This window comes from Romboutsia sp. (assembly GCF_051659545.1).
In the GTDB taxonomy this organism is placed as follows: Bacteria; Bacillota; Clostridia; order Peptostreptococcales; family Peptostreptococcaceae; genus JBOFOR01.
In genome coordinates, this window is sequence record NZ_JBOFOR010000281.1 from 1 (window position 1) to 24,549 (window position 24,549).

Annotated in this window: 20 protein-coding genes; 6 read left to right on the forward strand and 14 right to left on the reverse strand. The window is 28.3% G+C overall.

Translation table 11 applies throughout. From position 1 onward, the window contains the following. Positions 1 to 101: 101 nt before the first annotated feature. The 6 genes from ACRC03_RS16750 to hypB form a co-directional block, all read right to left on the reverse strand. Positions 102 to 536, reverse strand: a complete 435-nt coding sequence (locus ACRC03_RS16750; RefSeq protein ID WP_438653742.1) for a hypothetical protein — start codon at positions 534 to 536, stop codon at positions 102 to 104. After that, a complete protein-coding gene (locus tag ACRC03_RS16755) occupies positions 536 to 2,278 on the reverse strand; it encodes a [Fe-Fe] hydrogenase large subunit C-terminal domain-containing protein (protein ID WP_438653743.1) in 1,743 nt (580 codons plus the stop codon). Before ACRC03_RS16755 ends, ACRC03_RS16750 begins: the two co-directional genes overlap by 1 nt. Positions 2,279 to 2,719: 441 nt before the next feature. Beyond that, entirely contained in the window at positions 2,720 to 3,646 is a 927-nt protein-coding gene (locus ACRC03_RS16760; RefSeq protein WP_438653744.1) for a DUF5692 family protein, read from the reverse strand. A gap of 23 nt (positions 3,647 to 3,669) precedes the next feature. Then, positions 3,670 to 4,011 (reverse strand): hydrogenase maturation nickel metallochaperone HypA, encoded by a 342-nt coding sequence (locus ACRC03_RS16765; RefSeq protein ID WP_438653745.1) that lies wholly within the window; start codon positions 4,009 to 4,011, stop codon positions 3,670 to 3,672. Between the two features lie 28 nt (positions 4,012 to 4,039). Then, positions 4,040 to 6,814: an FAD-dependent oxidoreductase gene (locus ACRC03_RS16770; protein ID WP_438653746.1), complete on the reverse strand. Its 2,775-nt coding sequence runs from the start codon at positions 6,812 to 6,814 to the stop codon at positions 4,040 to 4,042. 3 nt (positions 6,815 to 6,817) lie between these two features. After that, on the reverse strand, positions 6,818 to 7,483 hold the full coding sequence (gene hypB / locus ACRC03_RS16775; RefSeq protein WP_438653747.1) for a hydrogenase nickel incorporation protein HypB: 666 nt from the start codon (positions 7,481 to 7,483) through the stop codon (positions 6,818 to 6,820). Positions 7,484 to 7,780: 297 nt separating this feature from the next. On the opposite strand from hypB, the gene ACRC03_RS16780 reads away from it, so the two are divergent. The 3 genes from ACRC03_RS16780 to ACRC03_RS16790 all read left to right on the forward strand — a co-directional run bounded on the left by ACRC03_RS16780 (position 7,781) and on the right by ACRC03_RS16790 (position 10,355). Further along, the gene (locus ACRC03_RS16780; RefSeq protein ID WP_438653748.1) at positions 7,781 to 8,770 is read left to right on the forward strand and encodes a helix-turn-helix domain-containing protein; all 990 of its coding nucleotides are present in this window, start codon (positions 7,781 to 7,783) and stop codon (positions 8,768 to 8,770) included. A gap of 12 nt (positions 8,771 to 8,782) precedes the next feature. After that, the gene (locus tag ACRC03_RS16785) at positions 8,783 to 9,991 is read left to right on the forward strand and encodes an FAD-dependent oxidoreductase (RefSeq protein WP_438653749.1); all 1,209 of its coding nucleotides are present in this window, start codon (positions 8,783 to 8,785) and stop codon (positions 9,989 to 9,991) included. An 88-nt stretch (positions 9,992 to 10,079) separates the two neighbouring features. After that, positions 10,080 to 10,355: an MFS transporter gene (locus ACRC03_RS16790; RefSeq protein WP_438653770.1), complete on the forward strand. Its 276-nt coding sequence runs from the start codon at positions 10,080 to 10,082 to the stop codon at positions 10,353 to 10,355. Between the two features lie 138 nt (positions 10,356 to 10,493). Here the strand turns inward: ACRC03_RS16790 and ACRC03_RS16795 are convergent, their stop codons facing one another. The 7 genes from ACRC03_RS16795 to ACRC03_RS16825 form a co-directional block, all read right to left on the reverse strand. Continuing rightward, positions 10,494 to 13,952: a tetratricopeptide repeat protein gene (locus tag ACRC03_RS16795; RefSeq protein ID WP_438653750.1), complete on the reverse strand. Its 3,459-nt coding sequence runs from the start codon at positions 13,950 to 13,952 to the stop codon at positions 10,494 to 10,496. 181 nt (positions 13,953 to 14,133) lie between these two features. Continuing rightward, the gene (locus tag ACRC03_RS16800) at positions 14,134 to 14,364 is read right to left on the reverse strand and encodes a hypothetical protein (protein WP_438653751.1); all 231 of its coding nucleotides are present in this window, start codon (positions 14,362 to 14,364) and stop codon (positions 14,134 to 14,136) included. Between the two features lie 444 nt (positions 14,365 to 14,808). Further along, a complete protein-coding gene (locus tag ACRC03_RS16805) occupies positions 14,809 to 15,312 on the reverse strand; it encodes a GNAT family N-acetyltransferase (protein ID WP_438653752.1) in 504 nt (167 codons plus the stop codon). 77 nt (positions 15,313 to 15,389) lie between these two features. Further along, positions 15,390 to 16,010 carry a flavodoxin family protein gene (locus ACRC03_RS16810; RefSeq protein ID WP_438653753.1) on the reverse strand — a complete coding sequence of 207 codons (621 nt, stop codon included), beginning with the start codon at positions 16,008 to 16,010 and terminating at the stop codon, positions 15,390 to 15,392. A gap of 182 nt (positions 16,011 to 16,192) precedes the next feature. After that, positions 16,193 to 17,656, reverse strand: a complete 1,464-nt coding sequence (locus ACRC03_RS16815; RefSeq protein ID WP_438653754.1) for an aminoacyl-histidine dipeptidase — start codon at positions 17,654 to 17,656, stop codon at positions 16,193 to 16,195. 20 nt (positions 17,657 to 17,676) lie between these two features. Next, positions 17,677 to 19,083: a YfcC family protein gene (locus ACRC03_RS16820; RefSeq protein ID WP_438653755.1), complete on the reverse strand. Its 1,407-nt coding sequence runs from the start codon at positions 19,081 to 19,083 to the stop codon at positions 17,677 to 17,679. 320 nt (positions 19,084 to 19,403) lie between these two features. Beyond that, the gene (locus ACRC03_RS16825; RefSeq protein ID WP_438653756.1) at positions 19,404 to 20,891 is read right to left on the reverse strand and encodes a sigma-54 interaction domain-containing protein; all 1,488 of its coding nucleotides are present in this window, start codon (positions 20,889 to 20,891) and stop codon (positions 19,404 to 19,406) included. Between the two features lie 595 nt (positions 20,892 to 21,486). On the opposite strand from ACRC03_RS16825, the gene ACRC03_RS16830 reads away from it, so the two are divergent. Both ACRC03_RS16830 and ACRC03_RS16835 read left to right on the forward strand, forming a co-directional pair. Next, a complete protein-coding gene (locus ACRC03_RS16830; RefSeq protein WP_438653757.1) occupies positions 21,487 to 22,203 on the forward strand; it encodes a transposase in 717 nt (238 codons plus the stop codon). Next, positions 22,184 to 22,810 carry a hypothetical protein gene (locus ACRC03_RS16835; protein WP_438653758.1) on the forward strand — a complete coding sequence of 209 codons (627 nt, stop codon included), beginning with the start codon at positions 22,184 to 22,186 and terminating at the stop codon, positions 22,808 to 22,810. Before ACRC03_RS16830 ends, ACRC03_RS16835 begins: the two co-directional genes overlap by 20 nt. Positions 22,811 to 22,983: 173 nt before the next feature. On the opposite strand, the gene ACRC03_RS16840 is transcribed toward ACRC03_RS16835, so the two are convergent. Next, entirely contained in the window at positions 22,984 to 23,817 is an 834-nt protein-coding gene (locus ACRC03_RS16840; RefSeq protein ID WP_438653759.1) for a MurR/RpiR family transcriptional regulator, read from the reverse strand. 143 nt (positions 23,818 to 23,960) lie between these two features. On the opposite strand from ACRC03_RS16840, the gene ACRC03_RS16845 reads away from it, so the two are divergent. Further along, entirely contained in the window at positions 23,961 to 24,416 is a 456-nt protein-coding gene (locus tag ACRC03_RS16845; RefSeq protein WP_438653760.1) for a staygreen family protein, read from the forward strand. Positions 24,417 to 24,549: the final 133 nt, after the last annotated feature.

Sequence of the window (24,549 nt, forward strand, 5' to 3'; positions counted from 1 at the left end):
AAATCCTATAGAAAAGTACTGGGCAAAATTAAAAAAGAATTTGAAAAAAATACATAAAAATAATAAGACTCTAGAAGAGTCTATTTACCAACTTTTTAAAGTTATATGACTATAAACTTACTTTCTTTTACTTTTCTTCCATTTACCTCAGTTGTACTCCATTCTATTTTTTTTAGTTTTCTATCACTTAAAAAGAATATACTTGGATTATCAAACTCTGCTACATAGGCCATACCGTCTTTATCAACCTTTACAATACTAAAAGTCGAGTAGGCTAAATTTCTAACAGCACATACAGGAAGAGTATGTATAACAGTATCCACTACTTCTTCTATATGTAGTCCTTCCTTTAGCATAGTTATAGCAATTTTTGCTGTTAATGTAGCCAATATATTAGCTTTTACACCACTTCCTAATCCATCTGATAGTACAGCTATAAATTTATCTTCATCATTATAAAACTCAACCTTATCTCCACATAATTCCTCACCATATTTATTTAAACTACTACTTGCAAAGTCCATAAAAAATTTCATTATAAACCATCCTCTTCTTGAATAATATTTTTAAGTTGAGTTAAGGTTACTTTTGTTTCTGCAGTAGTCTCACCTAAAAGACTGGCGATTTCTTGGGCTACTGTCATTTGTTTATTTATTACTTTTTGAGCCATATTAACAGCATCAATTTTCATATTTTGGATTTTTTCTTGTCGCTTTTCATCTTTTGTAATATCATCAGCAATCCATAGCATAAGTTGATTTTTTTCTAACCATATTATACTTTCTATTACGGTGGCATTATTTTGGTTAATATTGGTTCTTTCTTTGAATATGGTCTTCTTAGTTTCTATCACCTTTTTAAACTTTTCTTCTTCTAAAAACATTCCTATAGGAAGTCCCTTTGCTTTATTTGTTGATATTTCAAAGAATTCTTCCGCTGCTGGGTTTAATTTTACAAACTGTAATTTTGGGTTTATCATAGCTATTATGTTTGGAGTCATATCAAAAATTATATTGTTTAAGTCCTCTGCTTTTTCTCTCATAAAAGGTAAACACATACTCGCCTCTGCCATATTATTATATACTGCTATAGCTTTTTCTCTACATGTGTGATATCCACAACTTCCACAGTTTAGCTCATCAATTTTTTCATATTTGCCCATACTTTGCAGTATTTTTATTAGACCCTCAATACTTGGTTTATTTAATAAAACTTCTTCTTTTCCAGTTTCTTTGTATATTGATACATGCTCTATACCATAGCTTATATCTTTATCAATTACTATCTCATCATATACTATATTCTCATATATTTCGTTATAACGATCATAATAAGATTTGACATATTCTTTTAAGTTTTCTCTACGTTCATAACAATTAATATCGTCATCAGGCATTCCAGAACCGCCTATACAACTGTGTCTACAACTACTCATTTCTAATAATGTATTTTTAAATTTACCTTTATTTACTTCATCCAAAACTTGCATACAATCTTTTATACCATCAACTTGAATAATACTTTTTCTTAGATTTTTAAATTCTATACAACTTGTTGGCCCACCTGTTAATGGCAGCAATCTTTTTTCCTTGCTTATATACTCAAAAGGTTGTTCTTCTAATTCTTCTAAATTGATATTTTCTTCTATTAACCATTTTTTTAGTTCTTCAAAAGTTAGAACCAAATCTATAGAATCTAAATTATGCCCATCTGATTTTTTTGCTAAGCATGGACCTATGAATATGACCCTAGTATCTTTTCCATATTTTTCTTTTAATACTCTGCCATGAAATACTGCTGGAGCTGCTACTTGAATTATATTTTTTGAAAGTTTAGAATAATATTTTTCAATAAGATTGTTTATTGATGGGCAAAAACTTGTTATATATGTATTATCATCGTCTTTATTTGCATACTTTTCATACTCATCGATTATAGGATCCGATGTTAAAACCACTTCTTCTACATGGTCAAATCCTAATATTTTTAAAGCGGTTGGTAGTTTGTTACTATATTTTCCAAAAACTGCTGCAAAACTTGGTGCTACAGACGCTACTACCTTTTTTGTTCCGCGAATATAGTGCTTTACCATTTCTTTTTCTGATTTTATTAACTTGGCATTTTGAGGACATACCTTAAAGCATCTTCCACAAACAATGCATCTTTCTTTTATAATTTGAGCTTGTTCATTTCTAACTCTAATAGCATGTACGGGACATTTCCTTACACATGCATAACAATGTTTACAATTTGCTTTTGAAAAACCTATAAACCACATAATCTATCCCCTTTATAAATATGCTATAATTTCTTTTTCAAATGTTTCTTTTGCATTCTCTATTGATACCGATAGTATTTCTTCATCCCATCTCATAACTGAAACTGTATTTTTACATTCCCCTAAACAAAATGATGCTACAAGTTCTATTTCATTTTCTAGTTTATATTCCGTTATTAGTTCTTTAAATATTTCTATAACTTCATAGGAGCCTTTTATATGACACGCACTACCGATACATATTTTTACAGCTTTTATATAAATTCCCCCTAAATCAATACAGCCATGAAGGCATTTAATGATGGTATTTTTGGTTATAATTTCATAAAAATCATAGCATATTTTTTATATACATGTCAAATTTTCAAATATAATAAAGACACTCTCTCTATGATTTTAGAGAAAGTGCCTTTACTATTTAAGTACTTTATTTTTATTATTCTAAAGGTTGTTAACCTTAACTGTGTATTTAAAATACTTTGTATGTGTGTAAATTTCACTTTTCAACGGATTCTTTTTATGTTTCTTAATAGAGTAAATCATATATACAAATACTCCTAAATTAAATAAGAAGGAAATAATACTAATAGTTAGCCACATACTTTCCTGATACACGGGTACTATTTGGAAATTATTGTTTGCTTGAAAGTCAAATGATAGAGAAAACATAGCATATAAAGATAGTATTTGAGCTCTATGTTGAAGCCATGCTCCTCTTTTAAATAGAAATTCTGCTATTAGTGCAGCTACTAAGATACCAAATCCAGCATACATTGATCTTGTTGATATACAATTGTAAACATATGCAAAGTTCCATAATGTATAGCCTATTATATACATCCAAGTCATATCTGGCCATATCATATCTTTTGACTTATCTTTTGATACTGTAATACCAGTAAATCCTGTTAATGTAACAATACATAAAATTCCTGCAATAGCATTTAATATATTCCAAGTTCCACCAAGTATAACTACTCCTGATGGATCTACTTCCATTATCTTGTGAATTCCAAATACTTCAAGTTCTCTATAAACAGCTTCTGCTATATTTATTGATAAGATTACTACTGGAAATATGGCTGCAAATTTAGTTTTTCCTAGCTTAGTAAACCTTATCATCATAAATCCACAAACACCTATTAAAGCTGATACTACTTTTATCCACCCAAACCAAGTTTTACCAGTAGGTGACCCTAGTATATTAGTAAATATTAATATACCTAAAAATAATGGTAAACCACAGTATACAACTATTGATAAAATTTTAGACCTTCTTGTCACTTCATTTATTGCTATTAATACCCCCATGAACAATATGAGCGTAAATATTCCACTAATTGTATAGCCTTCATAAAATAACCCCATTGAAAATCCCCCTATAAAGATATTTAATAAGCAAGAAGTTCTTTTATGTTAAACTCTTGACCTGCTATTAATTCGTATTTTTCTCCGCTACATCTAGGACATACTTTTCTATATTGAATAATATTATATACCTCATTACATTCTTTACATCTAGCATTTGCTGGTTGTATTACAATTTCTAGCTTTGTGTCTTGATATATTGTTTCATTTACAGCAGCTGGATAACATTCTTCAATAAATCTTGGTATTGCCTGTGATAATTGACCTATTTCTAGTACAATCTTTTCAACTTTTGTAAGGTTGTTGTCTCTTTTGAAATTATCAACAACATTTATAACTTCATATACAATTCCTAATTCATGCATACTAATGCTCCTCTATTTTTTAATGTGATTATCTTGTTTTTGTGAAAGGGTTAATTTTATTTGCAGTAATTTTAACTTTTCTAGCTATTGTATTTTTAATAACTGCTTTTGATAATTCATCAATTTCATAACCTTTAACCTCATGAACTTTTTCAAGTTTAATTGCATCAAATTTACATTTTAATGTACATGCTCCACAACCAACGCATAAATATTCATCAGCTTTAGTAGCTCCACAACTTAAGCATCTTGATGTTTCTTTTTTTATTTGCTCCTCTGTTAGGATACCTCTTAAATCTTTAAAAGTTGTTTTTGACTTTTTACCATCAACATGATCAATCTTTTGTCTTGCTACTCCGTCATATCCATTTATATCTGCTAAGTTTTCTTTATCAAATACTTTATATAAATGGTTATCTCTACCAAATACTAAAGATTGACCATTTTGTACAAATCTATGAAGTGAAACTGCACCTTCTTTACCTTGTGCAATAGCATCTATGGCAAACCTTGGTCCACTAGCTACATCTCCACCTGCAAATATATCTTCTTTTGAAGTTTGTAGTGTAACGGGGTTAATTTCAATAGTACCTCTTGATGTTAATTTTATATCTTCACCTTCTAAAAGTTTTCCATAATCAAAGGTTTGGCCTACTGATAACAATACATAATCACAATTAACTATCTTTGTATCGTTTTCATCAAACTTTGGACTAAATCTACCTTCTTCATCAAACAATGATACACAACGTTTGAACTCAACTCCTGTTACTTTATTGTTTTCAGTTATAATTTTTGTTGGTCCAAATGAGTTATTTATGTTTATATCTTCACCTAGTGCTTCTTCTACTTCTTCAACGTGAGCTGGCATATTTTCTCTTTGTTCTAAACAGAATAAATCTGTTTCAGTTACACCATCTAATCTTACTGCTGTTCTTGCAACATCTATAGCAACATTACCTCCACCAATAACTATAACCTTGCCTTTTACATCTGTTTTTTCTCCTAAATTAACATTTCTTAAGAAATCTACACCACTTATTACTTCATTAGTATTTTCTCCTTCTATGTTTAATGCTCTACCATTATGAGCACCTATAGCTATATAAAAAGCATTAAAGCCTTTATCTCTAAGCTCCTTTATTGTTATATCCTTTCCAACTTCAACACCTGTTTCAAACTTAACACACATTTCTCTTAATACATCAATTTCAGCTTCTATTATATCTTTTTCTAATCTATATGATGGAATTCCAAGTGTTAACATTCCACCAAGTTTTTTTTGTTTTTCAAATACAGTTATATCATATCCATCTGTTGATAAGTCATATGCACAAGTCAATCCTGATGGCCCTCCACCTATAATAGCAATTTTTTTATCACTATAATTGTGCCTTTTGATTGGAATAAATCTTGTACTTTGGTCTAAGTCTTTTTGTGCTATAAACTTTTTGATATCGTCGACTGCTACTGCTTCATCTATATCACCACGTGTACAATCTTCTTCACATAATCTCGGACATATACGACCACAAACTGCTGGTAGTGGATTATGTTTTTTTATCAACTCTAAGGCTTCCATATATCTACCTTGTGATGCAAGTTTAACGTAACCTTGTACTGGAATATGTGCTGGACAGTTTGTAATACAAGGTGCTGTTCCAGAATCTAGTGTATTTTTTCTATTTATTCTATAGTCACTATTCCACTTATCTTCATTCCACTGGGTATTCCTTGGCGTAACTTTTGTAATTTTCTCATCTATTGGTTTAGCTGAACATAGTTTTTGTCCTAGTCTTAGAGCATTTGTTGGACATACATCAACACATTCACCACAAGCAACACATTTACTTTCATCTACTACGGATTTATAGTTTGATCTTACAATATCATTATTAACAAATTCATTTGCTAGTCTCATAGCATAACATCCACATCCGCAACAGTTACAGATGGCATGGGTATGACCTGGTTCATCTAAGTTTGGAATTGAGTGCATTAATCCATTATCTTCAGCTCTTTTTATAATTTCAAACGCTTCTTCTCTACTTATTTCGCGCCCACGCCCTGTTTTTATATAATACTCTGCTGCATGGTCTAGTTGTATACACATCTCTTCTTTTAGATGCCCACAACCTTCGCCCATTGCCTCTCGTGATGTTCTGCAAGAGCAATCTGATACAGAAAATACACTTGCTTCATTCAAATGTTTTGATATTTCTTCGTATGATACTTTTCTTGAATTGCCATCTATAGACCTTTCAATTGGTATAACTCGCATTGGTCCTCCACCTACGGGCATAATACCTGCAGCCATAGGACCTTTTTTACTTCCAAAATAATAAAATGACTCTGCTACTTCTGGATATTTTGCAACAATCTCTTTATTGTTGTTGATCATCTCTAAATGACCTGGAACAAATATATCCTGCCAATACATGTCTACTCCATCTACAGTATTTACAAATGCAACCCCTGCCCATGCAATATAATCTAAAGTTTCTTTAACTTTATCTAGTGGCTCTCCTGATGATTTTGAGACATCATTTGCACTTAGTTTTTCACGAAATTTTAGGTGCATCGCAATTTTAGCTTGGTACTCATCAATTATTGGAGCAAGTGCATAGTACTCTGGTCCAAATGGAATAGCTTCACGTGAAGTATTAGCCTTTGTTCTTCCAATTTTATTAGCTAAATCAACTATTTCTTGTCTATACTCCCTACCATCAACATCTGCCCATGTTAGAGCAAAATTAAATCTTTTTGACTTATTAAAATTTGTTTTTGATTGATCTTTTGACATGATTTACTCCCCCTTATTTAACTCTTTTTTTATCCAGTTTGTCCATTCATCTATTCCTTCACCTGTTTTAGCTGATACTTTAAATATCATAATATCTTTATTTAATTTTCTTACTCTTTCCTCAAGTACATCCATATTAAAGTCAAAATGCTCCATAACATCTACTTTATTTACTATTAATACATCTACTTTGCAAAATATATCAGGGTATTTTAAAGGTTTATCATCACCTTCTGGTACACTTAGTATTGCAATATTTTTCATAGCTCCCGTATCATATCCTACTGGACATATAAGGTTACCTATGTTTTCTAGAAATACTAAATCTAACTCCTCTACACCCAATTCATCAATACCTTGCTTAGTCATAGTTGCATCTAAATGACACATTCCACCTGTATGCAATTGTATAGCTTTTGCCCCTGCCTCTTGAACTGTTCTAGCATCAACATCAGAATCAATATCTGCCTCTAGTACCCCTATTTTAACTTCGTCTTTTAATTTTTTTATAGTACTTACTAATGTTGTAGTTTTTCCACTACCTGGAGATGACATAATATTAATTAAAAATACCCCCTGATTTATTAATTCATCTCTAGTAGCATTAGCAACTTTTTTATTATTTTCATTTACACCTTTTTTTAATGTGAAAACCTTTAACTCATCCATTTTAACCCTCCCAGAAGTCCTTTTAAGATGATTATAACAATGTAGCAAACTTCTAACAACGGAGATTTTTATTGGGCTTTTATTCTATTTTTACTTTAGTAATGTGTTTACAGTAATATAATTACATAAACTCATGATAATAAAGTCAATAACTATATATTTAACTTAGTAAAGTGTTAACATAAACCTAAAGTAATCTTTTTGTTAATATTTTGTCTTGCTAAAAAAATATTAACATTATAAACTATAAATATAACAGAATTGTCCATTAAAATATATATATTAAGGAGGCTTACAATGCAAAGAGACCTGAAATTTAAGATTATTTCAGAAGGTCTAAAAAACGGTATTAGTGTTACTTGTAAAAAGTATAATATTTCCAGAACAATTTATTACCGTTGGTTAAAAAGATATAAATACAAGGGAATAGATGGTTTAGATTCCATTAAGAAGGATTTCGTACCTACAAATAAAACTACTATTGAAATAGAAAATGCTTTGATTGATTTAATAAAAGAGTATCCCCATTATGGTCCTAAGGCTATAAAATACTTATTTGATGAGCTTGGTTATAATATTAGCGAGTCAGCAATCTATAATATTATGAAAAGAAAAAACCTATCTAAAAAGGAAAACCGTATTAAATTTGCTAAGAAAAAAGAGGATAAAATCGTCCAGTCTATTCCATCTCTAAATGAGCTTAATAGTGGAGAGTGTTGGGTATTTTGGGTAAATGATTATGGATACTTTGAAAATATAGGAAAAGTCTGTGAATATACTTTATATGATTTTAAAAGTAGAATCGCCTGTACAAGGTTATACAATGAGGTCTCTTTTGATAATTTTGAAGATCTTTTAACTGCAGTTGCAATGCCTGTTGCAAAAACATTAAATTTAAAGATAAACTACCTATGTTTTTTTAAAGATGATAAAGTTGTAAAACAATCTAGAAAAAACTTTAAATCAAACGTAAATAATATAATTTCAGATAATGGATTTAATTTTAAAATACATATTGTACTTGATAGTAATAATGATTTCGATGAAATTCATAAATTTAAAAATGAATATACAGAAAGGTGTATATCTTTCTTGATGACATTGATAAACGATAGCGTAGAGTTTAGTCTGCTTAAAATTAAATTTCAAGAATACTTACGAAACTACAATATAAACTGCAAACACATATTTGATAATGAAGAATACTCTCCTATTGAATATCACAACAAATTAACTAATACTAAACTTATTTTGCCTATATGGGCATATATAGATAGAAAATACTAAGGGAGGGGTAATATGAATGTAGCTGTAATAGGAGGCGGATTTAGTGGGATACTTGCAGCATACTTACTTGAAAAAAAAGGAATAAATGTTACTGTATATGAAAAAGAGGAGTATATTGGTGGGCATTGTAAAACAATTGTAAATAAAGATTTCTATATTGAACTTGGTACTATACTATCCTTCACCAAAGGAATTAAAGAACTATTAATTGAACTTAACGTAGATTACTCTGAACGTTTTATATATAGAAACTTTGTTGATGAAAACTATCATCCTGCTGAACATATGCTAAGAGATGATGTAGTTATATTAGTGTCTGAGTTATCTCGTTTAAAAACAATACTAGAAAAATACTCTCCATATCTTGATGAAATTAATTTTGGAGATATTCCTGAAGATTTAATGATTCCATTTAACAAGTTTCTTGAAAAGCATGATTTAAGATTTATTTCTCAAATTATAGTACCCCATTTGTCATCTTTTGGTTTTGGGTGTATAGATAATATTAACTCTTACTATGTTTTTAAAGTATTTAATGTGAATACATTGTATTCATTTATAAGTGGTGAGAAGCTACTATTTATTAATAAAGGAACATCCGAACTTATAAAAAAATTAAGTCAAAAGATTTCTGACATAAGGTACTCTCTTCAAGTTACTAATGTTGAAGTAGTCGAGGACAAGGTTAAGGTTGAAACACCATATAGTTTAGATTTTTTTGATAAAGTACTTATTACAACAAAGTTGCCGAGGGGTGTTATCAAAGATAAATTGTATAATAATTTAATGAAAAAAATAGATACTAATCCATTTATTGCATGTGCTTATGAGGTAAGTAACCCTGATTTAGTAACTACTTATTATAAATCTCATTTAGGATTAACGGGTAAAATACAGTTTTTCTATGCTTCAAAGCAAAATAATAAAATAATTCTTGTAGCATATGCCTATGGTCTTATTGAAAAAGATATTATAGATGGTATTACTAATGATATAAAAAAATTAGGTATAAATATTAATCATTTAATCACGGTAAAACAGTGGTATATTTTTCCTCATTTAAAGTCTACTAATTTAACAAGGTCCTTTTATAAGGATATAAGTGAAAGGCAAAAGGTTAGTAATATATGTTTAATTGGCTCCTTAGTATCTAAGCCATCTATAGATAATTTATATTTATCTGTTAAGAATTCTATAGATGAAATAATAAGAAACAAGTAAATTCCCCACTTAAAACCAAAGCTTAAAATTACCCGTAAGGTTACCCTAGATAACCGTTCAAAACCGCTATATCACTTAACTCCAGTTAATAGGTTATGGTGCTTTATTAAGTCTTTTCCCTACTATAACATCAGATTATTATGGAGTTAAAAACTTCGGTGGTAATTATGGTATATTATATACAGCTTGGGGTATAGCTGGGTTTATAGGACCTATAATAGCAGGTAATGTTGTAGATTCTACTGGTACTTATAACTTAGCATATATGATATCTGCTGGTTTATTATTAGTTACGTTAATATTTGCATTAATAATAAAACCTGTTTATAAATCTGAGGAAAAAAATGATGTGGTTAATGCTTAGTTTTTAAATAATCAAGTAAGATAGCAAATTTAGTTTTCTATCTAAAAAGCACCTACTCAAAAAGTAGGTGCTTTTTAATGCCTTCATTTTTTGATTCATATTTTATATCTTTACCTTTTAAATTAAATCTCTCGACCCTTATAGTTTATAATCCATAATGTATTTTGGATAAACAAATATAGAATCTATATTATCTTCACCATTCTCTTGCATATATTTAAGAAGTTTTTTACAACTTAATATATGTTTATCTACATCTTCAGCAGTAATGTTTCTAATTTCTTCACCTTTATCTATTTTCATTGCTATTGTTGCTGTAAGTTCTATTTTTATTTTGTTAGCAAAATCATCATTTGTATCTATTTCTAAATACTTATCTATATTCTCTAATCCTTCTCTAAAGCGATTTAACTTTAAACTTATATTAGCAATCCCTATATATCCTCTAATATTTCCAAGTTGTATTGCTTTATTAAAGCTTATTCTAGCTTCTCTGTAGTTTTCAATATTAAAAAATACATCACCCAAACTTAAATATGAATTTGTGGATTTATCTGGACTTAAATTTATTCCTTCTTCAAAGCATTCTATAGCTTCTTTATTATTTTTCAATGCAAGAAAAGCTCGTCCTGCATTATTTAAAACTTCGGCTGTATAGAAATTTATAATTTCTTCTTTATTTTCAAAATTAGTTTTAGTTTTTTTTATTAAATCATATAGCTTTTCACTATCATTTATAATACTATCTGCTACAGTTGATATACAATTAGAATTCAAAATTTCGCTATACATATTTACAGCTTCGTTATATTTGCCTTCAGTCTGAAGTATATTTGCCATATTGAGCATAGTCAAATAAGCTACTTTGGGTTCTTTGTTAGAGTTAACTTTTTTTATTATTTTATTAAGATCTTTTTGTATAAAATGTATCCCAAAATTCTTTTCAAGATTTTTAAGTGCTTTTCTCATAGTAGCTTTTTCTTGTAAAATTTCTGCCTTACTAGACAAGTGCCAGACTTTATTAATACTATCCCAACTATAAAAAGTTTCTTTTTCTATTATTTCAGATATATACTGTCTTAAGTTTTTAAGTCTTTCTAGATTATAGCCTGATATGGATTTATCCATTAGCGGATTTTCCCTCATAAAGTAATCATCATACGCATTTACAAGCCTAGAATAAGCATTACCTATATGTGGACTTTGTTTTATTGCTTTTTCTAGTGTTTCAATTTGTTCTTCATTTCTACCAAGTACCTTTAGTATTGATGCTTTATCAATGTATGCAAAGTAAAACTTATCATTAAGCTCTATACACCTATTATAATATTCTATAGATTTTGGCATACCACCTAACATATATGAAAAAGTATTTGCCATGTAGTAATATGTTTTATAATAATTTTCATCAATCTCTAAAGCTTTTTCGTAATATTCTAAGGCATTTGAATAATCTCTTTTTTGATAATAAACTAATCCTTTATTCAAAAGTTTATCAACTGCACTTATTTCTTCTTCCTCAGATATATTTTCTATAATGTTTTCGTACATTTTAGAAAAATATTCATCTGATGATTTGTTTCTTTGTTTTACAGCTTCTTCTTCAGCTTTATTTCTAGCAAATCTTGTTTTTTCTAGTATATCTACTTTTTCAAGTCTATTAGCTTCTTTTATCCAATCACTTTCTGTAGAAGCTGTAGATGTATTTAAAATTGATGTTTCAAACTTATGTACTTTTTCTATATTCTCATATAAAGATTCTACAACAATATTTTGTGGGTTTGTTTCATATAAATATAAGTTTTTCTTTGCTCTACTAAGTCCAACATACAATATATTAAAGTAATATCTATACTTAGAGTTCTTTTTTCCTTTTCCATTGTAGATTTCTTTATAGTGATTTATATTAGAAGAAATCATATTAAAGCAGTATATATTTTCATACTCTAAGCCTTTTATTTCATTTGGAAGAAATACTCTTCCATTAATATCTTCACATATATTTATTAGTTTTTCTTTTTCTTCATAATTAGAAACTACAACAGCACAGTAATGCTTATCTTTTATTTCTTCTAGTGTTTCTTTTATTACGTTTTTGTCGTACTTTATAAGCTTAGCCTTACTTCCATTTACTATTCCACTTTCTATATAATCATAAGGTGTTTTACCTATTAGTTTTTGTCTATCTTTTATTAGTTTATTCAGTATATTTATTATTTCAATGGTGTTTCTGTAGTTTTTATTTAAACTGAATAAAGATGTATCTATTCCCAGTCCGTAATATATATTTTTCAACCTACTAAAATCAAAAAATGTAGGATTTATTATTTGATGTATGTCTCCACAATACATTATATTATTTGGTTCTTTTACTAGCATACTAAGCATAAATATTTGTATTTCACTTAAATCTTGTACTTCATCGACTATTATGTAATCGTATTTTTGAGTTTTGTTTTCATTTATATTATTTATTACTTTAATTGCTAAATCATTTTCATCATATAAGTTATTTTCATTTAACCAAAGTTGATACTTTTCATAAATACCATATATTATTTCTTTGGCTTCTTTATCATATATAGAATAACTATTTGGTAAGTTTATATATTCTTCTAAAGAAATCATTCTTATTTTACTGAAATCTAAGTTCTTAATTAGATTTCCCTCTAGCCCTATATATCCTTTGATTATTCCTCTAATTTCTGCATATATGTCTATTGGATTTAGATTTTTAGATTTTTTAAATTTAAATAAGTTTTTATCATACCATTCTGTAAATTTTGAGAGTTTTACTATAGAATCAAAACCTATACAAAGTTCTTCTTTATAAAATTGATTTAAAAAGTAAAAATCAGTTTTATTTGTACACTTATTCTTTTTAAACTTCTTAAATGCCGATTTTGCATTATCATATAAAAGTTCTGTATATGTTATATACAGTGTATGTTTTGACGAATTTGATGTAGATAATAATTTGTGTAATGATACAGTAGTTTTCCCACTTCCTGCTGCTCCAGTTACTATTATAGGCTTACCTATAGATTTAACACATTCAAACTGATTTTTAGATAAGTAATACAAGTAGTCTTCATTATCTTGATCTAATAAATATGTTATATACTCATCTTCTACAACTACAGATACTATATTTTCTAAGTCTACATATCCTAGTTCTTCATATTTTTTTATGTATATATTATTATCGTCAGTACCATCACAATAGCTATCTTCTTTAGCTTTATATATATTAAAATCTTCCAAATTATTTTTTGAACTATCTACAGATATACTTTTCCCTTTTAGTATTTGTAAATCATGATTTACATAGTCTAAAAACAATATAGATTTAGACTTATCTACATGATTTTCATCGCTGTCTATGTATGTAAATAATATTCTATCCCCATTATTTAATCTAAATTTATATACCTCTGTATTTTTTATTTTTCTAACCCAAAATCCTTTTGGTAAATTTCTTATTTGGCTTTCTTTTTCTATCATTAGTTGTTGAAACTGAGATAATTTATTTAATACTACATTTTGTTTATTATCTTTTGATAGGTTTTTTAAAAAATCTTTTGTTATCAAGTACATAATATATTTCTCCTCATTTTCTGTCATTATATTTAATATAAATTCTACTAAATATCATTTATATACCCACTTAAGTATATCATTCATATTCTGATTTTTCTATATAGACATAATTAGGGACTTTACTCAAAACATCAAATTAGGCACGAAATATGATATGAAAAATTTAGATCACTTACTTCTAATATTTTTTCATTTTCATTATTTTTGTATTCTTTCTTAGGTAAGCTAATAGTTTATTCAATTCCTCATATTTCAAATCTTTTATCCCAACTAATTCTAATGTTTCATCTATGATTTTTTCAATTTTATCTATTGGAGTGTTTTTGTCTTCAACGTTTTCATTGTTAAATATTAGTTCTCCAGTCATATATCCTTCAATTGTTTCAGGAATAACTCTGGATAAACACATAAGTATAGAACTTTTTCTATATCCACTTTTGCCTGTAAGTAAGTTTATAGTGTTTTTTATATATTAAAATTTATATTATTGAATATTGTTTTTCTATAGAGATAAGTTCTTTATTTTTAACAAGTTCTATCACGTCCTTTGTATGCAAAAAATAGCTTTGATTTACAAGTGTAAATATTCAAAGCTAATTTTAATAATATTTATTTAAAAGCTCTTTTATTTTCTATTTTCTGTAGTCCTATTATTTATATTGTCTATACATCTTCTTCAAAAGTATTAGAAAACATCATAAAAATTTTTAAAGACACCATAGGAAAATCCCACAGTGTCTAGATTCTTAATTGATAAACTAATCTTTGCAAGCACAGCAAAAACAATCAATAGGTATTATAGATGTATCACTTGGTAAATTAGATGGATTGGGTGGATAATAAGAAACAACTATCAAGATTTAATTTGTTTTTCATCAAATAATAACAGCATATCGTTCCACTTAGCTCCTCCATGTGAAGAATCTGATATACCTTGATGTATGAATCCAAATTTTTCATAGTATTTTATAAGATGATTTTTGCAAGTAAGTACTATCCCACTCTTTCCACGCTCTTTAGATATTTTTATAAGATAGTTTAATAGTTGACCTGCAACTCCTTTTCTACGATAGTCTGGCAATACATCTAACCCAAATACTGTTTGATATAATCCATCTGGTTTATGTAAAGATATATCATGATACAAATCATCAGGCAATTTTGGTATGTCTGTGGTACATCCATTAATAAATCCAACAACTTTATTGTCTATTACTGCTACAATAAAATTTTCTTTAAATGCTTGGAACCTTTTTCTAATATCTTCTTCTTTAGCTGCTTCTTCTATTGGAAAGCATTCTCTTTCAATTCTTATTACTTCTTCTATTTCTGTATTTTTAGCTTCTCTTATTTCCATGATAACCTCCATTTATTTAATATTCTCCTATTGCATAGTCATTATTTTTCCAGAAAATTTTGTGTCTTTATATAGAATTATCTAATAAAATTAGTTATTTGTCTTTCTTCTTTTTCAGGTATATTTATACCATTTTCTTTTCCTAATTGAATACACTTTAATAGCCATGCCATATTTGCACCTAATACTCTCATAACCTGCATACCTTCTAAGTCTTGCTTCACTTCTTCTGGAGTGTTTCCATGTACCATGTTCCAGTATTGTGAACTAACCACTGGCATGTTCTTTATTGTAAAGTATTTATTAAGCTGGTCAAATGTTGCAGTTGTTCCTCCTCTTCTAGCACTTGTTATGCACGCACCTGGTTTGTAAGAAAGGTGTTCTCCACCACTATAAAATACTCTATCTAAAAATGAGGTTAATGCTCCTGATGCTGCTGCATAATGAACAGGAGAACCGAAGATAAATCCATCTGCCTCTTTTGCTTTTTCAACAAATTCATTTACTATATCATCCATGAAACATTTCCCTGTTTTATAACAAGAATTACATCCTATACATCCACAGATTGGTTTTGTTCCTAATTGGAATATTTCTGTCTCTATTCCGTTTTCTTGTAATGTTTTTTCTACTTCTGTAAGTGCTGTATATGTACATCCTTTTAAGTGTGGGCTACCATTTACTAATAATACTTTCATATTTTACCTCCAAATATTATATATTTTATAAATATACTCTAACCATATTATACTATAAACTTTATTTTTCTATATATTATTTCTATGTAAATTAATTTTCTTAATAATTGATGCTATTAGCTAGATAGTTGAACTTTTGAAAAATAAAATAGCCTTATCCATTTGAATAAGACTATTTTTAATTAATAGTAATTAATTATATTTTCTAAAGCTTTTGTAAGTATATCCCAACTTTTTAAACAAGATGGAATATTTAAATGCTCATTTGGGTTATGAAGTTCATATGCATTAGGTCCAAAGGATACAATGTCAAGATTTGGTATCTTTTCTATAAATATTCCAGTTTCAAGACCTGCATGAACAGCTTGTATTTTCATTTCATTCTTAAATATATCTTTATATGAATATAAAAATATATCTTTCATAATTGATTTATCATTATAATTCCACTCTGGATATGCATCCCTTGTAGAATACCTAAATTCTAAGAGTTTACTCAACTTTTCAATTTTATCTTCCAGTTCGTATCTTTTGCTTTTTTTGCAACTTCTTATTTCTCCTACAATTTCTACTTCATCATTTATAGTTCTAATTGTCCCCAAATTGTTAGAACTTTCAACAAGACCTTCAATACCTACACTCATGCTTTGTACTCCATTAGGTATAAGTACTAATAAGTCTATAATGCTATTTAAACTTTTCTTTGAGAATACTTTATTAATATTATCAGGTGATTTTTCTAGGGTTATTTTTAATTTTTCTTCTACTAATCTTAATTCTTCTTTTATAAATTCACTAGTTTCTTTAAATGTATCTTCCAGTTTATTAACTTCATCTTTATTAACATGTATTGTAGCATATGCATTTCTTGGTATTGCATTTGAACTGCTTCCACCATTAATGCTAGAAATATAGAGATCAGTTAAAGAGTTTATTCTGTCTAATAATTTTCCTAAAATTTTATTGGCATTTCCTCTTTCCTTATGTATTTCTTCTCCTGAATGTCCTCCTACTAGTCCATCTATTTTTAATTCATAAGGTATGTAATCTTGTTCTATCTCAACAAAATCTACTTTTATTGTTTCTATTGTTACAATTCCCCCAGTACTACTAACTAATAATTCATCATCTCTATTAGAATCTAGGTTTATCATTAGTTGACCTTTTAATATAGAAGCATCTATATTCATAGCTCCTAACATTGTACTTTCTTCTTCTGTTGTTATAACTATTTCTAGAGGTGGATGCTTTAAATTATCATTATCTAATATTGCTAATGAATAAGCTAAAGCTACACCATCATCTGATCCAAGAGTTGTATTTGTACCATAAATCATATCATCAATAATTTGAAGTTGTATTGGATCTTTTTCAAAATTATGGTTTGAATCAGTAGTTTTTACACATACCATATCCATATGACCTTGTAATATAACTGTTGGTAAATGTTCATAGCCCTTTGTAGCTTCTTTTTTTATTATTACATTTAAATATTTATCTTGTATCACTTCTAAATTTCTTTCTTTAGCAAAGTTTACTAGATAATCACTAATTTCTTTCTCATTTCCTGACTCTCTTGGTATATCTGAAATTACTTTAAAGTATTTAAAAAATGAAATCTCCATTAACTCTTCTAATTTATACATATTTATCTCCTTTTAATTACTTAATATCCTATATATAATCCTATAGTTAAAAATACCATTATACAAACTGCTATAACAATTACTAAAGGTGTAACAAATTTAATCCACTTTGAATAAGGAACCTTTGCAATAGTTAAAGCAGCAAGAAGTACTCCTGATGTAGGCATTACTAAACTAATTACACCTTTTCCTAAATGATATGCTGTAATTACTAGCTGAGTTGAAACATCTACTAAGTCACTAAGTGGTGCAAGTATTGGTATTGTAAGAGCAGCTAATCCTGAACCTGATGGTATTAAAAATCCCATAACTACTTCAAATAACATAGTTAAATTTATAAATATAGGTTTCGGCAATCCTTGGAGCATCATTGCTGCACTGTTTAGTAAAGTATCTATTATTCTTCCATCTTGAGCTATAATTACAATTCCTCTAGCTAGGCCAATAACAAAGGCAGCAGATACTACATCTATCATTCCAGCTACGAAGGTATCACAAATATCCTCTTGTTTAATACCTCCAGCTATTCCGCCTAAAACACCTATTGCTGTAAATACCATAGCAATATTAGCAATTCCCCACTCCTGTGACAAGATTCCCCATATAATAATACTTATTCCTATACCAAATATAAGTAATACTATATTCTTTTTAGTATCAAGATTTCCAACTGATGTAAATCCACTTGAAAAGTCTTGATTAATATCTCTAAATTCATCGTATATAATTGATGTTTCAGGATGACTTTTTACTTTTCTAGCATATTTCATTACAAATAGTGATGAAATAGTAATTAGTACTATAAAAATTAATGATCTATACTCTAGACCCGAACCTGGAGCAACATCAGCTAAAGCTTGTGCTATACCAACTGTAAAAGGGTTTGTAGTAGATGCCATAAATCCAACTTCACTACCTAAAAATATTATAGCCATACCTGTAATAGCATCATATCCTAATGAACACATCATAGGCACAAATATCATATAAAATGGAATTAATTCTTCTGCCATACCAAGAACTGAACCTGCTAATCCAAATAATAACATAGAAATAGGAATTATTAACATATCTCTTCCATTTAATTTTCTAATTACAGCTCCTATTCCAGCTTGAATAGCACCTGTTTTGTTTACTATTGCAAAGGATCCACCTATTAATAGAACAAAACCAATAATATCTGCTGATTCAACAAATCCTAATATAGGTGCTATAAATATATTTGATATTCCTTGAGGATTTGACTCTACTAATTTATAAGTTCCAGCAACTACAACATTTCTTCCATTAATTTCTGTAGTATCAAACTGTCCACTAGGAACTACCCAAGTTAATGCAGCCATAAGTACTATAAGCATAAATATTATTGTATAAGTGTGTGGTATGGTAAGCTTCTTTTTCTTAGTTGTTTCATATTTAATTTCCATTTGATTTCCCCCTAAAGTAATAAGTAATTTTATTATTTATGTAGCAATTACTATGCCAATAGGTTTTTTTTGAAATATATATTAATTTTAACTAAATAAGTGATCTACCTTATTGAATTTATAAATTAAATAAAATATTCATTTCGCTTAATTTTGTAAGAAAAATTTCATAGGTAAATTTATCTCATGAAAAAGCTATAGCCATAATTGACTATATATTCAATTATGGCTATAGCTTTAGTTTTACTTAAATTTTATATTTAAATATATTTTATAAATTTTTAATAGTCGTTTTAGACTATATTATTATTTAACTTAATCTACTTTAGGTATTTATTAATTTTTCTTACTGCTGTAGTTTGGCTAATATTTAAAGCTTTTGATAGTTTTATAGATGAATTATATTTTTTATAATATTCTTTGATGATTTTTCCTTCAAGTGCTTCAATAGCCTTATTTAAATCCCCTATATTAGTGTTTGAATTTTCTTCTTCTATTTTGTTTTTTAGTTGAGTTTGCCAAGTGTTTATAATATATTGTGGAAGTATATCCACTTTAATCATTTCTTCTTCACAGTTTAATATTAATCCTTGTATCACATTTTCTAATTCTCTAATATTTCCTGGCCAAGTATAATTATTTAGATATTCCATAACACTATCATCAATCATTTTATTTTCTCCATATTTTTCATTGTACTTTTTCAATAGATTTATACTTAATAGCGGTATATCATCTTTTCTTTTTCTAAGTGGAGGTAAATCAATAGATATTGTATTTAGGCGGTATAATAAATCTGCTCTAAACTTTCCTTGTTGAACTTCTTCTTCTAGGTTTTTATTAGTCGCTGCAATAATTCTACAGTCAATTTTTTTAGATACAGTACTACCAATTCTTCTAACTGTCTTATCTTGTATTACCTTTAGCAACTTAACTTGTGCACTCATTGGAAGTTCTCCAACTTCATCTAAGAATAAGCTTCCTTTATGTGCTAACTCGATAAGACCTTTTTTACCATCATTGTTAGCGCCTGTAAAAGATCCTTTAGTATAGCCAAATAATTCTGACTCGATTAACTGTTTGGGTATAGCACCACAGTTTACTTCTATAAATTCTCCTTCACTATAACCACTTAACATATGTAACTTTTTTGCTAGCATAGTTTTTCCAACACCAGTTTCCCCTTGAAATAAAATATTTACATCATACTTAGACATTTTTTTTATTTTATTTAATGAGTTTGTAAAGTTTTTATTTTTAGTAATTACACTTCCCATTATGTCTTCCTTATTATCTTCTTTTATAGCATTATTTTTATTATCAAATATAGGGTTATTATGTAAGACTTCTTCCATTAGTCTTTGTTTATTTTCTAGTTCATTTATTTTGCTGTTATATTGTTCTATTTTTTCATGTAAATCTTCTGACCACTCTTTTAAATGAAGATATTGTTCAACATCTGTAGAGTATGCTACTACTCTAATAATTTCATCATTTTCATTTTTTATAGGTACTGCAGTTACTATTAATCGTTTACCACTTTTTAAATTTTGAACAAGGGTAACTTCTTTCTTTACTCTTAATACCTTAGCAATTGAAGATGGTCTAAATAAACCTTCTTCCTCCAGTTCATACACGGAACGACCTAATACAGATTCCTTTTTACATCCATAGTAGCTTTCAAAATTTTCATCAGTTTGTAAAATTATGCCGCATCTATCTGCCACCATTGTATCTATATTATTTAAATACTGTAACACGGAATCTATTTCATTTGATGCAACAACTGTTTCTGTTATTCTTACCAATATAGCATCCCCCTTAATAAATAACTTTTTTAGCTTATTGCATAACTCTGAATATATTGAAATTCAGAGATTTTTTTGCATGTATTTCAATGAATTCCCCCCACCAATTTAGTATAATTAAGTCACCACAACAAATTCACTAGAAAGGTAGGAAGAAATTCTATGATAGCTTTTAACCTAATAAGGCGAAATTCCTCTTCCTCACCGTAGGAGGTGGAGGATGTAAGCCTACCGTTAGGTATATTTTACCATTCATATTTTTTTCTAAATTTGTTATACTAATAATATGTTTAGAACTTTCAAAACTGAATATATGGAGTTGTTGCTAGAAATGATTAGCAACGTAAAATATTCAATCAATCGCCAACTGTACATCGAGCGATAACCAAGCCATGACGTGTACAGACTTAGTTCATTCACAATCCAATGAGGGTGGGTTCTGCTAAGAACGAAAACTAGTAAACAAAGATTGTATATAGAGGTCGGTGCGACCTTGTTAGCTTGGGTAAACTTGTAGCGTTGGCTATATTGACCAAGAAGCCACCACTTCAAATTAGCCGTAGGTTAATTAAGTGGATGGTAGTTCACTAATTTCATGGATAACTTTGATGAACTCACAAATGAGGCTACGCCTAAGTTGTTCCATTTATTTAATTCATTTATAAATATAGACGATTTAATACCTACATCATTTAACCAAAAATATTATTCAGCTGTAGGCTCTCCGAGAGAATATTCTCTTTCGTCTATGATAAATTTCTTTATATTAAAGAATATTCTCGCTATATCAGAATCAAAGCAACTACTAAATATACTTCACATATCTAAAGATATAAGAAAGTTTTGTGGTTTTACAAAAGTTCCACATGAGTCTCAAATATCTAGATTTAACACAAATTTGCTTAAAGAACTTAATGATATGTTTCATAATTTAGTTAAAATTACAGAACAAATGTGTAAAGAAATAAATAAGCATCTAGCATCCATTTTAATTTCTGACACTACTGGTTTTGAAGCATATGTTAAAGAAAATAATCCTAAATTTCATCAATCTCTAGTTAATAATGCTAAGAAATTAGGCAAACTAAAAAATGATAAAAGTTTTGATGCTGAAAAATACGTTCAATCTCAGACCCCTAAAAAATCTAGTGCTAACTCAGATATCAAATTAACATATTTAAATGGTCACTTTGGATTTTACATTAAATCTAACATAGTAACTAATGGTCTTGGTGTTGTTCGACATATAGATTTCTATGATGAAGATATGGACTTCTCTTTGTCTCCAGCTAATGCAAAGGATGTTATATGATGCAACAACACTTATACCAGTTTTAGAAAACTACTATGCTCGACATTTTAGCTTTAAATACATTTACTTTTTAGGAGATGCAGGTTTTGATGCTTCTGATAACTATGCTTACTTAGTTAAATATAGAAATTTAATACCTATTATCCCTTTAAATTTACGTCATCAAAGTAATTTACCTAAACCAGATTTTAATTCATTAGGAATACCTACTTGCCCTAATGATCCAAATTTAGATATGAAATTTGATGGTGTAACTAGAGAAAAAGGGAGATCTGATAGAATTAAATATCTATGCCCGAAATCTAAAAAATGTAAAGTTAATGACCGTACGGCCTATCACTTAGCTTGTGATAATCCATGTACTACATCTACATGTGGTCGTGTAGTTCAAATTAGTGTAAATAGTGATTGCAGATTAAATACTGCGCTACCAAGAAATACTCAGCAATGCCAAGATTTATACAAAGTAAGAACTGTTTGTGAAAGAGCTATCGCCCAGTTAAAATCTTGTATGAATATTAAATCTACTCAACTTATAGCTTTAATAATCTTCTATAAGTCAGGTAAATTTTCAAATGTAAGAGCAATAAAAACATTAATTGCTTAAATTCTAATCCAACCTTATTTTTTGAACTATTTTTAATAGTTCTATTTTCAATGCTCAAATTTAATTGATAACTTACTTGCATTAGTAAACATTATTTTTTAGTATTAAATCTAATACTTGGAAGTAAATTATTTATCAATTATGCAATCATCTAAAATAACTTTTTGATTTAACTATTTATTTGACATGACCCTATGATAGTGTTCTAGACCTTTTTCTGCTCTATCTCTATCTCTTTCATATAAACGAAGAAGTAGTATGTCACAAAAAATCATAGATAAAACAGCAGAGTTATAAAATGAGTCAAAAGATAAAGAAGTATTAAAATAATATGATGCATGGAACTCATTTGCAATAATTTCTGAATTACTAAACAAGGCAAGTGGTGCACCCTTTTCTTCACAATATTGCGCTAACCAAAATTCATCATGTTGTACTTCTGGATAACTTGACATTAAAACTAAATCTTTACTTTTAAGTGCCAACATTTTTTCTTTTAAACCCATTCCTTCTTCTATTATAGCTATACATTTAATTCCTATCAAAGGAAAATAATTTATTAAATATTGAGCAACTACTTTATCTGACCCAATACCTACAAGGTATACTGTATCAGCTGAAAGTATGTTGTCTATCATTTTATCTAGTTCATTATAATCAAGATTTTCAATGAATTTAGATACATCCTCTTTTAAGGAAATATTATAATGGAAGATTTTATTAACCTCATCGTTTTCTTTCATTTTTTCAACATAATGATATGGACTTCTTACAAGGCTCTTTTCATTTTTAATTTCATTCTTAAATTCAAGATAGCCTTTAAATCCTAAGGTCTTTGCAAATCTAACCACAGTTGCTGTGCTTACTTCAGAGCCTTGTGCTATTTCTGCATTAGACTTAGAAGTAATTGTGCTATAGTTTTCTACTATATATTTTGCAACTTTCTTTTCTCTATATGAAAACTGTTCATAATTATCAAGCATTTGCTGTTTTAATGTTGTTTTCATAATACCCCCCCTATTTTAATTGTCTTATTGAATTATAACACACAAATCATCAAGGTCTCCACCCTCATAAAAAATACTGAATCACAATTTTTTTTCTATTTTATATTATATATTAGTACAAATAATATAAGGTTGGTGATTACATGAAATTCAATCCAGATAAGCTTGAAACTACATTTATCGAACCTATGACACCATACGGTCCTATTATTGATAGAAAATATACTCTTACTCACTCTGATGAAACAGGTGTTATGTTTTTAGATATAGCTGATAAATATAATTATGATGCTATAAATCAAGAAATGAGAGATGAGCTTTTAGGTACATGGAAAATATCTGATGAAACTGATTATAAACTACTTTTTTATGCATATGTAGGAGATACTGATTATATAAATGCCATGATGAAATACAGTGCTTTTAAATACCATATGAAATTAGCTTTACAAGCTGTAATTTATGGAGATAGAGATTTATTTATTAAATACCCTGAGCTTGTTAATGCTCCTATTTATGTAAAGTTTGATTCATCTATACCTATATTTGATGCTTACGAATCATACGGATATGTAAAAGATTATATCTCTACTAAATAATTTTATATCAATTTGTAAGCGTGTTTTAAATTGCTAAATAAAAGTGTATCAAAATAAATAATTTTATATTATGATACACTTTTATATTACAAAAACTATTTATTAATTTTATTCTTTTATAATACTATGATAA

Bases quoted from the DNA above. Each gene is read 5' to 3' on its own strand.
- ACRC03_RS16750 (WP_438653742.1), bottom strand. From the start codon at position 536: ATGAAATTTTTTATGGACTTTGCAAGTAGTAGTTTAAATAAATATGGT.
- ACRC03_RS16755 (WP_438653743.1), bottom strand. From the start codon at position 2,278: ATGTGGTTTATAGGTTTTTCAAAAGCAAATTGTAAACATTGTTATGCA.
- ACRC03_RS16760 (WP_438653744.1), bottom strand. From the start codon at position 3,646: ATGGGGTTATTTTATGAAGGCTATACAATTAGTGGAATATTTACGCTC.
- ACRC03_RS16765 (WP_438653745.1), bottom strand. From the start codon at position 4,011: ATGCATGAATTAGGAATTGTATATGAAGTTATAAATGTTGTTGATAAT.
- ACRC03_RS16770 (WP_438653746.1), bottom strand. From the start codon at position 6,814: ATGTCAAAAGATCAATCAAAAACAAATTTTAATAAGTCAAAAAGATTT.
- hypB (WP_438653747.1), bottom strand. From the start codon at position 7,483: ATGGATGAGTTAAAGGTTTTCACATTAAAAAAAGGTGTAAATGAAAAT.
- ACRC03_RS16780 (WP_438653748.1), top strand. From the start codon at position 7,781: ATGCAAAGAGACCTGAAATTTAAGATTATTTCAGAAGGTCTAAAAAAC.
- ACRC03_RS16785 (WP_438653749.1), top strand. From the start codon at position 8,783: ATGAATGTAGCTGTAATAGGAGGCGGATTTAGTGGGATACTTGCAGCA.
- ACRC03_RS16795 (WP_438653750.1), bottom strand. From the start codon at position 13,952: ATGTACTTGATAACAAAAGATTTTTTAAAAAACCTATCAAAAGATAAT.
- ACRC03_RS16800 (WP_438653751.1), bottom strand. From the start codon at position 14,364: ATGTGTTTATCCAGAGTTATTCCTGAAACAATTGAAGGATATATGACT.
- ACRC03_RS16805 (WP_438653752.1), bottom strand. From the start codon at position 15,312: ATGGAAATAAGAGAAGCTAAAAATACAGAAATAGAAGAAGTAATAAGA.
- ACRC03_RS16810 (WP_438653753.1), bottom strand. From the start codon at position 16,010: ATGAAAGTATTATTAGTAAATGGTAGCCCACACTTAAAAGGATGTACA.
- ACRC03_RS16815 (WP_438653754.1), bottom strand. From the start codon at position 17,656: ATGTATAAATTAGAAGAGTTAATGGAGATTTCATTTTTTAAATACTTT.
- ACRC03_RS16820 (WP_438653755.1), bottom strand. From the start codon at position 19,083: ATGGAAATTAAATATGAAACAACTAAGAAAAAGAAGCTTACCATACCA.
- ACRC03_RS16830 (WP_438653757.1), top strand. From the start codon at position 21,487: ATGGATAACTTTGATGAACTCACAAATGAGGCTACGCCTAAGTTGTTC.
- ACRC03_RS16835 (WP_438653758.1), top strand. From the start codon at position 22,184: ATGCAAAGGATGTTATATGATGCAACAACACTTATACCAGTTTTAGAA.
- ACRC03_RS16840 (WP_438653759.1), bottom strand. From the start codon at position 23,817: ATGAAAACAACATTAAAACAGCAAATGCTTGATAATTATGAACAGTTT.
- ACRC03_RS16845 (WP_438653760.1), top strand. From the start codon at position 23,961: ATGAAATTCAATCCAGATAAGCTTGAAACTACATTTATCGAACCTATG.